The sequence below is a fragment of the Lentilactobacillus hilgardii DSM 20176 = ATCC 8290 genome, assembly GCF_000159315.1.
Classification (GTDB): Bacteria; Bacillota; Bacilli; order Lactobacillales; family Lactobacillaceae; genus Lentilactobacillus; species Lentilactobacillus hilgardii.
The window spans coordinates 618,769-633,631 of record NZ_GG669992.1 but is presented as its reverse complement, the minus strand read 5'-3'; the positions used below and the strand labels follow the sequence as shown (position 1 = coordinate 633,631).

General features: G+C 40.6%; 12 protein-coding genes. 3 read left to right on the top strand and 9 right to left on the bottom strand.

Features of this window, described 5'->3' with window-relative positions; genetic code table 11:
- Positions 1-482 precede the first annotated feature (482 nt).
- The gene (locus HMPREF0519_RS02870) at positions 483-1,124 is read right to left on the bottom strand and encodes an SDR family oxidoreductase (protein WP_003634467.1); all 642 of its coding nucleotides are present in this window, start codon (positions 1,122-1,124) and stop codon (positions 483-485) included.
- A 122-nt stretch (positions 1,125-1,246) separates the two neighbouring features.
- Here HMPREF0519_RS02870 and dhaS point away from each other — a divergent pair, with 122 nt between their 5' ends.
- A complete protein-coding gene (dhaS, locus tag HMPREF0519_RS02865; RefSeq protein ID WP_003551846.1) occupies positions 1,247-1,837 on the top strand; it encodes a dihydroxyacetone kinase transcriptional activator DhaS in 591 nt (196 codons plus the stop codon).
- 256 nt (positions 1,838-2,093) lie between these two features.
- On the opposite strand, the gene HMPREF0519_RS02860 is transcribed toward dhaS, so the two are convergent.
- Positions 2,094-2,921 (bottom strand): aldo/keto reductase, encoded by an 828-nt coding sequence (locus tag HMPREF0519_RS02860; protein ID WP_003557316.1) that lies wholly within the window; start codon positions 2,919-2,921, stop codon positions 2,094-2,096.
- 231 nt (positions 2,922-3,152) lie between these two features.
- Between HMPREF0519_RS02860 and HMPREF0519_RS02855 the strand changes: the two genes are divergently transcribed.
- Positions 3,153-5,366, top strand: coding sequence for an alpha-galactosidase (locus tag HMPREF0519_RS02855; RefSeq protein WP_040472640.1), 2,214 nt, complete (start codon positions 3,153-3,155; stop codon positions 5,364-5,366).
- 64 nt (positions 5,367-5,430) lie between these two features.
- Here the strand turns inward: HMPREF0519_RS02855 and HMPREF0519_RS02850 are convergent, their stop codons facing one another.
- The 7 genes from HMPREF0519_RS02850 to xylA form a co-directional block, all read right to left on the bottom strand.
- A complete protein-coding gene (locus HMPREF0519_RS02850) occupies positions 5,431-6,780 on the bottom strand; it encodes an S-layer protein (protein ID WP_225429111.1) in 1,350 nt (449 codons plus the stop codon).
- A gap of 230 nt (positions 6,781-7,010) precedes the next feature.
- Positions 7,011-7,577, bottom strand: coding sequence for an SOS response-associated peptidase (locus tag HMPREF0519_RS02845; RefSeq protein WP_233419306.1), 567 nt, complete (start codon positions 7,575-7,577; stop codon positions 7,011-7,013).
- 96 nt (positions 7,578-7,673) lie between these two features.
- The gene (locus tag HMPREF0519_RS02840) at positions 7,674-8,135 is read right to left on the bottom strand and encodes a hypothetical protein (RefSeq protein ID WP_003634454.1); all 462 of its coding nucleotides are present in this window, start codon (positions 8,133-8,135) and stop codon (positions 7,674-7,676) included.
- Between the two features lie 219 nt (positions 8,136-8,354).
- Positions 8,355-8,816: a hypothetical protein gene (locus HMPREF0519_RS02835; protein WP_003634453.1), complete on the bottom strand. Its 462-nt coding sequence runs from the start codon at positions 8,814-8,816 to the stop codon at positions 8,355-8,357.
- Between the two features lie 388 nt (positions 8,817-9,204).
- Positions 9,205-10,428 carry an MFS transporter gene (locus HMPREF0519_RS02830; protein ID WP_003634451.1) on the bottom strand — a complete coding sequence of 408 codons (1,224 nt, stop codon included), beginning with the start codon at positions 10,426-10,428 and terminating at the stop codon, positions 9,205-9,207.
- Positions 10,429-10,737: 309 nt separating this feature from the next.
- Positions 10,738-12,252, bottom strand: coding sequence for a xylulokinase (xylB, locus tag HMPREF0519_RS02825; protein ID WP_003634449.1), 1,515 nt, complete (start codon positions 12,250-12,252; stop codon positions 10,738-10,740).
- Positions 12,253-12,651: 399 nt separating this feature from the next.
- A complete protein-coding gene (xylA, locus tag HMPREF0519_RS02820) occupies positions 12,652-13,989 on the bottom strand; it encodes a xylose isomerase (protein WP_003634446.1) in 1,338 nt (445 codons plus the stop codon).
- 219 nt (positions 13,990-14,208) lie between these two features.
- On the opposite strand from xylA, the gene HMPREF0519_RS02815 reads away from it, so the two are divergent.
- The gene (locus HMPREF0519_RS02815; RefSeq protein ID WP_003634444.1) at positions 14,209-14,658 is read left to right on the top strand and encodes an Lrp/AsnC family transcriptional regulator; all 450 of its coding nucleotides are present in this window, start codon (positions 14,209-14,211) and stop codon (positions 14,656-14,658) included.
- Positions 14,659-14,863 lie beyond the last annotated feature (205 nt).

The window sequence follows — 14,863 nt, the reverse complement described above, 5'->3', positions numbered from 1 at the left end:
TCTGAGGGAAAATGTAACTAGAGTGTGTATTCGTTAGAAAGTATTGGTGTTAGTCATTATCTGGGGCGAGTTATTGTATCGGGTATCCTAACTGTACATTGCATTTCCCTAAATATTCAGAGCGGGGGTATTAAGGGTTCATCATCTTCAAATACATTTTCGCTTGGAGTAGGGGTATTATCAGAAGAAATCATTTGCTTAAACACCCTGAATATTTAATATCTAAAGAATAACGAGCTTACCTTAACTCAACCTTAAAAACAGTTAAGTTTCGAAATAAAGCGATATTTAACCAGTACTTTCACTTCTGGCATACGAAGTTGTTAGTCAAAGTTTAAACTTTTCGAATTCTAAAAAAGTCGGTTCCGGTTCAAATCAAAATCAATTTTATTTTAACAATCCATTTAAAACCCGAAAAAATAATTTTTTGCCTATTCCCTTAAAGCCTCAATGCATCTACTCCCAATGCATTGACCGTCATTTTAATAAAACGATGGCTTGTCTCCATCCGTATTCGGCTGGTTAACTCCAACAGAATGACGGCTTTCTTTATCAGGTTCATTAATGAGATGAACAACGAAGTCTGCAATACTTTTTCGTGAAACTTCGGTTCCTTTAAATGGTTCTCCCTTTTCGGTTGTTTCATAACTGACAATATCCTTGTTGGATAACCAAGCCGGCCGAACAAGTGTATAATCCAAGTCAGAATTCTCAATGACTTTTGCGGCTGCTGCATAGGTTTCCAAATAACCGCCATCTAACATTTGATGATTCCATTTACCGAAGTTACCAGGTACTTCATCATAAATACCCAAAGTAGAAATCCAAATCAATCGTTTGACACCGACAGTATTCATTGCAGTTACAACCGATTTAGCCTGCTGCTCAATATTCTTACCTGCTAAGTTAGCATACACAATATCAATGCCCTTTAACGCCTTTTCAAGAGATTTTGTATCTGTCGTATCTCCTTCAACAACCATTTCGCGTTTATCATCACTCGACTTCAAACGATCGGCATTCCTCAAGAACAGGGTCAATTGATGAGTCGTTTTCTCCAACAATTCTTTCTCAGCCAATTTGGCAATCTTACCGTTTGCGCCAAGAATCAAGATCTTTGCCATAAATAACATTCCTCCCTTATTGCTTCTACATATACTATGATAAGAAGGAATCAACTTAAAGAAAACGGACAATTGGGGCTAACTGTCCGCAGGATCACTCAAAATTTTAAAGGGGCCTTTAAATGATTTCACAAACAAAACTTAAGATTGCCAACGCAACTAAACATTTAGTGGTATCACAACCGTTCGATCATATTTCGGTCACCAGTATTATGGAAGCCGCTCAATTACGTCGCCAAACATTCTATGACTATTTCCACGATAAATATGACGTCCTTGATTGGATTTATACTGTTGAAATCAATGAAGCGGTAAAATACTGCAATACTTATCGCTACTGGCCGCAAACACTTCTGAAAATGATGACTTATTTTGAAGAAAATCGTGAATTTTACCAAAAAGTCATTGAAATTGATGAACAGAATGCACCTGAAAAGGTCATTACAAATCACATTCGCCAAATGGTCGGCAACATCTTTATTGATCTCAGCAAAAAAGAGCAGCTGCCAATTAATACTGACTACTGCTCTTTTCTACAGGAATTATTAAGTCGTACTTTATTGTCTGAATTGAAACGTTTCTTACGCCCCGATAGTCATTTAAATCTCCACGACGAAGTTGCCAACTTAAGGGATTATTTAGATGATGGGATTAATGGCTTGCTTCTGAGAACCAGACGGATTGACTCATATCGGCATTCGCAAAGCTTGTGAAGACTACTTAGTTGCAGGAATTCTCCACTGCTACCGAGCCGAAACGTGCAAAAGAAAAGCAGACCCCGGCCATATAAGTCGCCACAGCAAACATTCCAAAAACAGGAATATTCATTATCACTGCTACCAAGCCGAAACGTGCTCCGCCAACCATAAGCTTGCATGTAAAGACACTTGCATTAAATTCCGAATTCAGGAATTCAATGCAAGTGCCCTTACACTCCAGCTTATCCCAAGTTGGCTCCGCACTCTGACTCTATCCGAAGTCACTTCCACTCAAATCATCCAACAGCTCCATATCATCCGGGCTGATTTCAAAATCAAGCTGGGTATTGTTTTTAATGTGTTCTTCATTGACAGCTTTGGGTAATGGTAGAACATCGTTTTGAAGCACGAACTTGATCGCCAACTGTGCAATGCTAACACCATACTTATTTGCCATCTGTTGAATATCCTGATTCTCAAATAATGCACCGGTTGCTAACGGTGAATATGCTTCAACCAAGATCCCATTATCTTTGGTAAATTTAGTGATCTGTGGTTCTGTATACCCGGCAAAGTAACGGATCTGGTTAACGGCTGGTTTGACGTCTGCCATATCCAAAATATTCTTTAAATCATGAACATTGAAATTCGACACACCAATTGCCTTTGCTTCACCACTATTATAAATATCCTGCATCGCCTGCCAAACTTCACGATTGGCTTCATCATATTCTGTTGAGCCACGTTGGCCCCATGGCCATGGTGCATGAACCAGATACAAATCCAAATAGGAAAAATCCAGTGCTTTCATTGTTGATTTGAAGTCTTTAATAACCCCATCATAGGTTTTGGTTTCTGCCGGCAATTTAGACGTAACAAAGACGTTTTCCCGGTCAACGTCCGAATCAAAGATTGCTTGGCCAACACTTTCTTCATTCCGATATGCTTTAGCCGTATCGATATGACGGTAGCCTGCCTTCAAAGCAGCCGTTACTGCATCGTAAGTTGGTTTGCCATCTGGAATTTGCCAGGTACCAAAACCGACTTTAGGAATTTCATTCCCATTATTCAGTTGATACGTTTCAGTTAGAATTGACATTGTAATGCCTCCTCATGTTGTATTAAGTAGTTACATTATGGAACTTAAACTATAAAAACGCTAGAAATTGGCATTTCAGATTATTCTGAGTACCGCATTAAAAAAGGGGATTAAGAGTTGTATTTATTTGTGAAAACGGTTACTTTATATAATGTAAACAAAATCACTAAATTGATGTGGCATACAATATGATCGCTAAACCGCATCATTTATTTTGAAAGGATGGCTCCTATGACAATCAATGTTAACGAAGCAAATCTTGTCTTTCATCTTCAAACCGACCATACCAGCTACATTTTCCGGATTATGGAAAACGGTGAAGCCGGCCAAATTTATTATGGTCAAAAAATCCACGTTCAACCTAATTATAAGAATCTCACTTCAAGAGAATGGCGAGACGATAACCCGTCATTAAGTGAAGAAGATCCCAATTTTCAACCGCCCGCAATCAAGTCTGAATATGCCAGCTTGGGCAAAGGGGATTTCCGTTACCCCGCCTTTCAGGTCACCCAAGAAAACGGGAGCAGAATCACCGAACTAACCTATGACCATTACCAACTCCTGAATGGTAAAAGCCGGTTGGCAGATCTGCCATCAACTTTCGATGATGCAAACGACGATGCCCAAACGTTGGTCCTCTCTTTTAAAGATCAAATTACCGGATTAACGCTCGAGCTTAATTACAGTATTTTCCCTCACCAAGACGTCATCGTCAAAAGTGCCAAATTTACCAACCCGAGTTCAGAAAAACTGGTCTTAAACCGGGCACTCAGTTCACAACTTGATTTACCGGATTCAAATTATGACCTCATTCAATTTTCCGGCACTTGGGCTCGTGAGCGTCACTTGTATCGTAACCAATTAAGACCCGGCATTCAGAGTATCAGCAGCCTTCGTACGTCATCAAGTCATCAACAAAATCCATTTATGATGCTGGCACGTCCACAGACCACTGATGAACAAGGCGACGTTTTTGGTTTCAACCTTGTTTACTCCGGCAATTTCTTAGACTCGGTCGAAGTTGATCAATATGATACCAGCCGGATCCTAACCGGTATCAATCCGGACGAGTTTGGTTGGAACCTTGCTCCCCAAACATCGTTTCAGACACCGGAAGCAATTCTAAGTTATACAACCGAAGGCATGAACCAACTTTCCCAACAAATGGCGGATTTCTACAGTCAGCATTTGGTTAATCCCAGGTTCACGCATGAAGATCGGCCAATTCTAATTAATAATTGGGAAGCTACCTATTTTGACTTTAACGAAGCCAAACTTATGACAATTGTTAACCAGGCTCATCAACTCGGCATTGAAATGTTCGTGCTCGATGATGGTTGGTTCGGTCATCGGGATGACGACACCACTTCCCTGGGTGATTGGTTCGTTGATAAGAAGAAGTTTCCAAACGGTATCGAACATTTCAGCCAACAGGTTCATGATCTTGGTATGAAATTCGGTCTGTGGTTTGAACCGGAAATGATTTCCATCGACAGTGACCTTTATCAAAAACATCCCGAATGGATGATCCATGATCCCAAATCGACACCAACTCCCGGTCGACATCAATTCGTGCTTGACATGACTCGTCCGGAAGTGATTGATTATCTGTATGATTTAATGAGTCACATGATTGAATCAGCCAATCTGGACTACATCAAATGGGATATGAACCGCCATATTACTGAAATGTTCAGCTCGGAATTAACCAGTGACCAGCAATTAGAGATGCCGCATCGCTATATTCTCGGGGTCTATCAATTATATGATCGCCTGACAAAGGCTTATCCAAATGTGTTGTTTGAATCCTGTGCTTCAGGTGGCGGTCGTTTCGATCTCGGTCTTATGTATTACGCACCTCAAGCATGGACCAGTGACGATACCGATGCAGCAGAACGAATGCTTATCCAATTCGGGACTTCCTATGGCTACCCACAATCTATGATGGGTACCCACGTTTCAGCTGTGCCAAACGATCAAATGGGTCGAATAACCTCTCTAAAAACCAGAGGTGCCGTTGCTTTCTTCGGTGACTTTGGTTATGAACTCGATATTACAAAAATGGCACCGGAGGAACTTGACCAAATTAAAGACCAAGTTGCCTTTTATAAACAATATCGTCACCTCTTCCAATTCGGAAAGTTCTATCGAATTGACAGTCCATTTGTTGGAAGTGGTAACGTTATTAGCTGGCAAGTTGTCAGTGATGACCGAAAACAAGCAATTGCGGCCCGTTATCAACTGCTAAACCATCCAAACGCACCATATACCAGATTCTATTTCAAGGGCTTGGATCCAAATCAGCAGTATCAAATCAATGATGATGCAGAAACATATTATGGTGATGAATTAATGAATGCCGGCTACTTTGTCCCAACCATTCTGGCAGATGGCAAGGAGTCCAAGGACTTTTATTCACAACTATTTGTCGCAAAGGCTGTCTAAATAACGTCATTTAAGCGACTAAAAACGGCTTCCAAAAATGGAAGCCGTTTTTTTTGATTACTTTTTAATAGCTATTAAGCAAGCGGATTTGCTTTATAGAAGAGCTTAACAGTATCTCCATACTTGGCGCATTCGCATTTTCCTGCTTTGTCTTGGTTGCATCAAATTTCCATGAAGGTGTTTGATATCGTCCATTAATAAGAACCGGATTTCCCGTCAAGGAAGCCAAGTTGCCACCCTTAAAGATATCATTATCAAATACCGTTGCTGGAATTGTGCCCTGGGTTGCACTCGTAAAGACAGCTTTATCAGTATCGTTGAATACAGGATAAATGCCCTCAACCAGTGCGGAACTCGAAATCGGTTGATTACTGTCCGAATCATAATAACTCAATTGTGAGGTGTAGTTATGAGCAACTTGATCAACGTAAACGGTGTAGTTACTGCCGACCGTCACATTGGCAACCGGATTATTAGGTTGACTCTTGCTGAGCGTGTAACCGGTTGGAATATTTTTATTGGCAACATCCGTTAATTCAGATGAGTTGTTTAAAATATCACCCAACTTTGCCCCATTTGCCAATTTGGCGCCACTCTTCAAATCACTGTTCTGAATAATCCAGTTATAGGTTTGACCCACCTGTTGACCGGATGCATTCAGATAAACAATTTGAATACTGTTATCTTTGGTTGGCGTTGTCGTTGGTGTCGACGGCGTGGTTGGCGTTGACGGTTTACTTGTTGGTGCATTCAAACCACCGGCAAATACCCAACCCGTAACAGCGGAATTGTTGTCATCAGTTACTTGATAATACAACCATCCTTCACGGGTCTTAGTAGCGGCACCCGTAACTGTAAAGGTATCACCGCTCTTGTAGCCACTCATATCAGCTGGTTGTGCCTTATATTGACTCCATTTTGGATTAACCCAAAGTGAATTTTTAGCAGCGTTAGCTAACGTGTATCCCTTTGTAACGGATGGCATGCTGGCTTGGGTCATCGTATTAGTCGATGAAATACCACCGCCAAATGACGACGTTGTTTTACCACCGTAGATCCAACCACGAAGGCTGCCATTAAAAGAAACAACTTTATAGTAAACGGATCCTCTATTAGTGGTTGCCACTCGATATGCCCGGAAATATTGTTGGGAACTATTTGAACTGCCATACTGTGACAAGGTCCCTTTTCCAGCGATAACTCGGGCGCCACGAAGCGTTCCTGCCTTGGTGTACAAAGCATTTGTCCCATTAGTTATCACGTTTCGAGTAGTTGGATCACTTGTTAACGTAGAATTAGAAGCCACAGTTGCGTAAGTCTTGGCACTCGCATTTGTTGTCGCAAATCCAGTTGCAGCAACTAAAGACAATGCTGCCAACCCAACATACAATGACTTTTTCGTATCAAATTTCATATTTATATATGCCCCCATATATGATCTATGCGGTTCTTTTACCGCAACTTCAATGTAACACCATTCAAGGGCAAAGCGTTAATTTTACGTCTGGATTTAATCGAACTGACGTTTTATTGTGATAATCTTAACCTTTTTGAAATTAATTGGCATTTTTATTTAACAAAAAAACTGATCTACTTTTACGTATCACCTTTTGTCATTTAATGACAAATTATTAATGATCTAAATTATTTTGGAACCTTTGTCACACTCAATGCCAGCATCCGATGCTGAATCAATCCTCGAGCGAAGTCGTTATCAAACAACCATTGTTTAATGTCTTTTTCACCAATTAACACCGGCATCCGATTATGGATCGGGCTCACATTTTGATTAGGTTCAGTTGTCATAATGATTGAACGCGGGCCATCCTGTTCATTTCGAATAAAGCCACCGACAAATATCAACTGATCATCAGGGTACGTAAAGTAGAACTTATCCTTTGCCCGACTCCATTCGTAAAAGCCGGACATCGGAAACAAACAACGATTTGTTAAAAACGGTGTTCGAAACATCTTTTTATCGGTGACGGACTCGGCACGGGCATTAATAATCAACTGATTTTCCCGAAAGCCATCAAGTCCCCATTTAATACCGGAAAGTTGTGTTTTCTGATGACTGGCATTAATAACAGCCGTCACGTCGTTTGGAAAGACTTCACCGGTCTTCACGTTAATTCCGGCTTTTTCCAAAAGGTTAACCAGCTTTTGAAGCCGCTTTGATTTTAAAACATCAAAATAATATCGTCCACACATTGTCACACCTTCTCTTTTATCTGCCATAACCCATTATGTCACAATTTATTAAAAATCGGATTGAAGCTAAGCCGCCTCAACCCGACTTTTAATTGATTAACTTCTGAGCTTGTATTCAAACCAAAGACGATCTTCATAAGGTTTTAAAGCCTTTTCCAGCTGCACCCTAATGATATTAACCCGAAAATCCGCGGCTAAAATAGCACCACAAATTACGAGCATCGCAACTTCAATCACAACTAATCCCCAATTTTGCTTAGCCGTCATGACCAACCATTGTTGTAAAGCTAAAATACCGATCATTGCCAGTGTCTTGTTGGCCAACCAGTACCAGCGATGAATAGCACGAACCTTTTTAGTCACCAAGTTTTGCAGATCAGTTGTGAGATTGGCAGGTTCCTTAAGGGCAATTTGAAGTCCCCTTGCGTTCTTCTTTAATAATTCCGAGACATAAGCAGATGATTTGCCGACTCTTCTCATGGAGAAAAAGTCACCGACCCAAAGCGCAATCAACATATAGATCAGAAAAAAATCAGTTAATTTCAAAAAATAGGTCATTTCAATCCCTCCAATTCTGACTTCTATGGTTCAATTGATCAAAACCAAACCATCCTTAGCGGCATCCCCCAATGCGTTAACTTAAAATTCTGTTTGACTATTTGCGAAAAGTATACAGCCATCTACAATAAACGTGTAAGATTATGCCTACAAATTTGTAACAGACAAAAAGGCGGACAACTGCACTTTCGCAGTTATCCGCTTAACGTTTTTTTCTAATTAACTTCGAAGTTGATATTCAAACCAAAGACGATCCTCATATGGTTTAAGTTCCTTCTCAAGCTCTACTCGAACATGATTAACCCGTAAATCTGCAGCTAAAATAACCCCGCAAATAACCAGCATGACCAACTCGATCACAACGAGTCCCCAATTTTGTTTGGCCGTGATCACAAGCCACTGTTGAAGGCCAAGTATCAAGATCATCATGACGTTTTTATTTGCCAACCAGAACCAACGATTAATCGACACAAGTTTTTTTGAAATAAACGCTTGGGTTTGTGCAGACATATGTACCGGGTCCTTGATTGCGATTTTTAATCGACCGGCATCGTTTCTCAATAACTTTGAAACATATTCGGATGACTTCCCCTGCATTTTCATGGAAAAGAAATCGCCAACCCACAATGCAATTAACAAGTATAGCAACAGGAAATCTGTAATCTTCAAAAATAGTGTCATATGTATATGCCTCCAGTACCCTTCTCAATCAATTGCTCTCTTAAATCAACTGACGAATCCGTATGTAAGATAAGTAAATTTCAGCCTAAGATAATCAACTTATGAAAATATGCTATTTAACTTTCATAAGAACAATTACCTTAATGCCTAATTTTGAAACGATTATACAACCATTTTTCAAGACCGGCTATAGCTTTTGAGCCCTTTTTTCAGGTAACGTTTTCATGAAAACGACACCATTCGGATAAGGATTGTTTTTACTTAAGTTGTTAAGAAAAATTAAAGATTTCACTTTTTCAGGTATAAAAAGTTGAGATTCACGCAATATCTTCTTTTGCATAAATCTCAACTTATTTTTAATGTTATTAATTTGTTCAAAACAACCATACTAATCTATCGGTGCAATCCGCTTACCCCGATCTTTTCGATAAGCAATCAAGACAACTCCGAGATTAATCAGCACGAGCAATGTCGTCATTAAGAAAACATATCGATAATCCAATATTCCCGCAACACCTGATGCCATCATTGGTCCGATAACCGCTCCCACTGCTTGGGCCGATTGATTATAACTAAAAATTCGACTAACAGAACTGGCAGGTGTTTCCAATGTCATCACAGTTTGAGTAATCGGCATCAACGCTGCATTGGCAATTCCGATTAAGAACCGTAAAATTCCCAACATTAGCACAGTTGTCACAAACGTCATCGGGAAAAAGACGACTGCTGAAAAAATGAGCCCAGCAAGAAGAATTTTCTCGGGACCGATATGATCACCGAGTTTCCCAAGGGTTGGTGCCGTCAAAATTGTAGCGATTCCCGGAAGGGCCGCAACAACGCCACTGATAAACGCCACGTTTCCATGACCATGCATCAATTCCCTAACAAACAAACTAATAATCGGATTAATCGACATGGTTGCAGCCATAATCAGCATTGAGGACACGATCATTGCGGAAACAACCCACTTTTTTTGAATACCGGCAAAAGCATCCTTGATCCCCAGTTTGGCACTTTTTTTGATCGGTTTGAAATCTTCCTTAACGAACAGCCACGTTGAAACAGCAGCCAAGAACATCATAAAACCGAAAATATAGAAAGGCAATCGATAACCAAACATACCGGATAGGTAACCGCCGATAATCGGACCGATTAAATTACCACCAACATTTCCGGTCGTCAGCGTTCCCATTGTATGGCCGCTTTCTTCCTGAGGTACCTCACTGGCCATCAGTGCATAGGCATTATTGATGTACCCGGAAAAAGTTCCCTGGATAAACCGAATTAATATTAATGTCCAAACATTAGGAGCCAGCCCACAAAGTGTGGCACTAACGGTCATTCCAATGGATGCTCGCAGCAGCATTGGTTTACGTCCGGTTCGATCAGCCAAATTCCCCCACATTGGCGAGACAATCGCTTGGCTTAAGAACACACTCGAAAAGGCCAGTCCTGAATATAACGTTAATTCCCATTTTGGAAAATTACCGAATTCTGAAATAAACAGCGGTAAAAATGGTAGCGCCATACTAGCTCCAGCACCTGTCGCAAAGTTGCCGAACCAGAGTGCCCATAAATTTTTCTTCCATTGTGGTGTTTTTGATTTTGCCATAATTTTTTATCAAGATCCTAACTATTTATCGTATTCGAATTAATTGCACAAGAAATATTATAGCGAGAATAGTTGTATGTTGCAATTTTAATTTTAGAGTGTACGCAGCAAAGCGGTTAGCACCCGGAGTATAAGACGTCGATTTGGGAAATCCTGGGCTTGGATTTTTCAAATCGATCTCTTATAAGGAGCGGTGCTGCTTTGAGGAGCAGTCCTAACATGCGCAGCAAAGCGCTTAATGTTCGGAGTGTAGGCCTTTATACAAAAAAATAACCGTCCAAAATGCTAACGGTTACTTCAGTAAATCCACTATTTCTCTTGGTTTTTTCGTCGATAATCAACTAATTCATGCGTAATTTCTTTAGTACTTGGATAAACCTTTTTATAAATCTCATGCAATTGCTGATACTTCTTCACATTTTTGGGCTCAGGCAGGAAAACATCTTTGAATTGTACAAAAACTTTAGTGCACTCGGAAATGCTCTTGAACCAACCCAGACCAACAGCTGCCAACATTGAAGCGCCAAGGCCGGGTCCCTGCTCATTCTTCAAAGAAACAACCCGAGTATTAAAAATGTTAGCTTGAATTTGTTGCCAAAGAGGACTTTTTGCACCACCACCGATGGAAACAACCGTATCAAACTGACTTCCCTTAGCCTCATATTCATCCATTAAATCTCTGAACGAAAAAATGATGCCTTCCAAGACCGCTCGAACGAAATCATATCGTTTATGAATACCATCAATACCAATAAAGCTTCCCCGAATATCGGCATCTGCATACGGCGCCCGTTCACCAACGATATAAGGTGCAAATAATAACCCATTTGCGCCAGCGGTTGATTTAGCAGCACTTTCAACAACTGACGTAAAATCCTCGTCATCTGCAAACGTCTTTTTGAACCAGCTTAATGAAAAGCCCGCAGCGAGTGTCACACCCATCGAGTAAAAAGCATCTGGAATGGCGTGGTCCTCATATTGCAAAACACCATTATAGTTGGTTTCTTTATTTGGTTCGTATTTTAAAATCACGCCGGATGTTCCAATACTGGACAACACTTTGGTTGGACTATCAATGCCGGCACCAACGGCACCACAGGCATTATCGGCACCACCACCGAAAGTTTTGGTATCTGTAGACAGTCCAGAATATTCAGCATACCAATCATCAATGTCCCCTGTATCATCAATTGAACGAACCAATGGTGGGCACAGGCTCACTGGAATATCAAAGGCATCAAGGATTTCCTGACTCCACTGCTGTTTTTCAACGTCCAGCATCACTGTTCCCGTTGCATCAGAATAATCAATGGCTAAGTTCCCGGTCATTCGAAAACGCACATAGTCCTTGGGAAGCAACATTGTTCTTGCTTTTGCGAAAATTTCCGGTTGATTTTCCTTTACCCATAATAGCTTTGGCAAGGTGAATCCTTCCAATGGTTGATTATGAGTAATTTCAATAAAGCGATCACCCATTTTTGCCATGATTTCTTCACGCTGCTTGGTCGAACGGGTATCATTCCAAAGCATTGCCGGTCGCAAAACTTGGTTGTCTTTATCCAAAAGAACCAATCCGTGCATTTGACCAGAATAACTAATCCCTTTGATTTCTTCAGGTTTTAATTTATCAGTTAAAATAAGTCGAACAATCGCTACCGTCGTTGCACTTACCCAATCTTCGGGATCCTGTTCTGCATATCCCGGTTTCGGTTGGCGCAACGGGAAACCCATCTCTTCCTGAGCGATGATGTTACCATCTTTGGTAACAGCGGAGACCTTAACCGCACTGGTTCCCAGGTCAACGCCTAAGACGCACTTAGTCATAATAACTCCTCCTCTTCTTCAAAAAAAGAATGGAAGGTGAGTTCCATTCCTCTTTATTATATGTTATCTATCTTGCAATTTGTTTCTCTGGGGGTAACAAATAATGCTTCATTTAATATTATTTGGCGGTGCTAATTGCTTTGTTCCGCACACTATTTTAGGACTGCTCCTCAAAGCAGCATCACTCCTCATAAGGGATCAAATTGAAAAATCCAAGGTCGGGATTTCCCAATTTGACGCCTTATGCTCCGGATGCTAACCGCTTTGTTCCGCACACTACTTTAGGACTGCTCCGTCAGCCACAAGCCTACATACAAAATAATTACCACAAAATTCCAGAAACGGGAATTTTCTACCGCTTGCTTTGTACTCCGCCCTATCCCAGGCGGACTCCGCACACTATTTTAATGTTTGAATAATATAATGGTTGATTGTGTCCTTAATCTCTTCAAGATGATCAGAGTGAGTTACGTCACGCAATTGTTTTTGTGTCTTGTCGAGTGAGTAGTCTTCAAGTTCTTTCATGGTTGCTTTGCCACTTTCAACTTCGGCACCGATACCTGAATCAAATGAACTGTAACGGTTCTTAACGATATTATCAAGAACGCCATCTTCCTTCATAGCAACGGCAACTCTTAAGCCGGCAGCAAAGCTATCCATACCAACAATGTGGCCATAGAACAAATCATTTGGTTCAAATGATGAACGACGTGGTTTGGCATCAAAGTTTAAACCACCACGAGGGCCGATGCTACCATTCTCAACAACCTCTGTCATAGCAGCAGTTGTTTCATAAAGATTTGAAGGATATTCATCAATGTCCCATCCAATTAACTTGTCACCTTGGTTGGCGTCCAATGATCCAAGCAAACCTGCTTCACGAGCAACACGGATTTCATGTTGATAAGTATGACCGGCCAAGTTGGCATGGTTCCCTTCCAAGTTAAGCTTGAAGTCTTTATCCAATCCGTATTCTTTCATGAAGGCAATTGTGGTTGCGGCATCGAAGTCGTATTGGTGAGTTGTTGGTTCCTTTGGCTTTGGTTCAAGAAGCATTTGAGCATCGAAACCAATTTCATTAGCATAATCTTTGGCCATGTGGAATAGTTTGGCAGCATGTTCCTGTTCACGCTTCATATCAGTATTCCAGAGTGATTCGTAACCTTCACGACCGCCCCAGAAAACATAGTTTTCAGAGCCAACCAGCTTACCGATCTCCAGACTGTGCTTTAATTGAGCAGCTGAATAAGCAAAAATATCAGCGTATGGAGAAGTTCCGGCACCTTCTACAAATCGAGGATTGGTGAATAGGTTCGATGTATTCCAAAGAACTTTCATACCGGAAGTCTTTTGATAATCAACGATCTTATCAACAACTTTATCCAAATTCTTGTTGGTTTCACGAAGCGTGTCGCCTTCTGGTGCAAGGTCACGATCATGGAAGCAAAGAAAATCGACGCCTAATTTATCATAAAATTCAAATGCGGCATCAACCTTAGCTAAAGCCAAATCCATTGGATCAGTATACTTGTCATAAGGACGAATAGCGGTTCCATCACCAAACGGGTCAACCAAACGTTGGTCGAATGTGTGCCAATATGCAACGGCAAAACGCAACCAGTCACGCATTTTCTTGCCGCCGATCATTTCATCTGGATTATAATACTGAAAACCTAAACCAGATTTTTTATCTTTAGTACCAACATACTTGATTTTATCAACATTCCAATAAGCCATAAAGAAGTCCTCCAATTTTGTTCATCTTTAATTAGTTTGTTCGCCCAACCAACTTACAAAACTTATTATAAAAAATTGCAAGCAAAATTGCAAGCCCTTTCATGAGCTTTTTTATTTAATTTGCCTTAAAGCCTTTTATCTCAACTCGTCAAAGTACCGATTAGAATGATAATATAAGGAAAGAATTTCCACATAAATTCAGAAAAGAGACACAATTCAATGGACAAACTTGATCGAAAAATTCTTAATATCGTCCAGCAGGATGGCCGGGTCTCAATAAAAAGTATTGCTGAAAAATGTTTTATCTCTGCCCCTTCCGCCTCTGTTCGACTGCAAAATTTAGAAAACCACGGTTTTATCACCGGCTACACCGCTACCGTTAACTACGAAAAGTTGGGATACTTAATAAATGCTTTCGTTCGAATTGATGTAAGTTATAAGGAACTACCCAAATTCGTTAAGTTCATTTCAAAAGTTCCCAACGTTGTTGAATGTAACTTTATCACCGGAGATGCGTCCGTTCAGTTAAAGGTCTTTTATAAAACAATGATCGAGCTTAATCGATTCAACGCATCATTAAAAGAATTCGGTAATACCCATACTAACGTGGCCTTTACAACAAATATCGGACCACGACCCTTGCAATTACCCGAAAAAAAGTCGGATTAGGTACCATTTACACTCCGAACATTAGGCGCTCTGTTCCACACACTTGTTAGGACTGCTCCTCAAAGCAGCATTCTGCATGTAAGAGATTCATTTCAAAAATCCAAAATCAGGATTTCTAAAATGAACGCCTTACACTCCGAATGCTAACCGCTTTGTTCCGCACACTTATTAGGACTGCCCCTCAAAGCAGCACCACTCCATATAA

What these genes read in the sequence shown, in the direction of transcription:
- xylA (WP_003634446.1), bottom strand. Translation starts at nt 13,989, where the DNA reads ATGGCTTATTGGAATGTTGATAAAATCAAGTATGTTGGTACTAAAGAT.
- HMPREF0519_RS02870 (WP_003634467.1), bottom strand. Translation starts at nt 1,124, where the DNA reads ATGGCAAAGATCTTGATTCTTGGCGCAAACGGTAAGATTGCCAAATTG.
- HMPREF0519_RS02845 (WP_233419306.1), bottom strand. Translation starts at nt 7,577, where the DNA reads ATGTGTGGACGATATTATTTTGATGTTTTAAAATCAAAGCGGCTTCAA.
- HMPREF0519_RS02830 (WP_003634451.1), bottom strand. Translation starts at nt 10,428, where the DNA reads ATGGCAAAATCAAAAACACCACAATGGAAGAAAAATTTATGGGCACTC.
- HMPREF0519_RS02860 (WP_003557316.1), bottom strand. Translation starts at nt 2,921, where the DNA reads ATGTCAATTCTAACTGAAACGTATCAACTGAATAATGGGAATGAAATT.
- dhaS (WP_003551846.1), top strand. Translation starts at nt 1,247, where the DNA reads ATGATTTCACAAACAAAACTTAAGATTGCCAACGCAACTAAACATTTA.
- HMPREF0519_RS02850 (WP_225429111.1), bottom strand. Translation starts at nt 6,780, where the DNA reads ATGAAATTTGATACGAAAAAGTCATTGTATGTTGGGTTGGCAGCATTG.
- HMPREF0519_RS02835 (WP_003634453.1), bottom strand. Translation starts at nt 8,816, where the DNA reads ATGACACTATTTTTGAAGATTACAGATTTCCTGTTGCTATACTTGTTA.
- HMPREF0519_RS02840 (WP_003634454.1), bottom strand. Translation starts at nt 8,135, where the DNA reads ATGACCTATTTTTTGAAATTAACTGATTTTTTTCTGATCTATATGTTG.
- HMPREF0519_RS02855 (WP_040472640.1), top strand. Translation starts at nt 3,153, where the DNA reads ATGACAATCAATGTTAACGAAGCAAATCTTGTCTTTCATCTTCAAACC.
- xylB (WP_003634449.1), bottom strand. Translation starts at nt 12,252, where the DNA reads ATGACTAAGTGCGTCTTAGGCGTTGACCTGGGAACCAGTGCGGTTAAG.
- HMPREF0519_RS02815 (WP_003634444.1), top strand. Translation starts at nt 14,209, where the DNA reads ATGGACAAACTTGATCGAAAAATTCTTAATATCGTCCAGCAGGATGGC.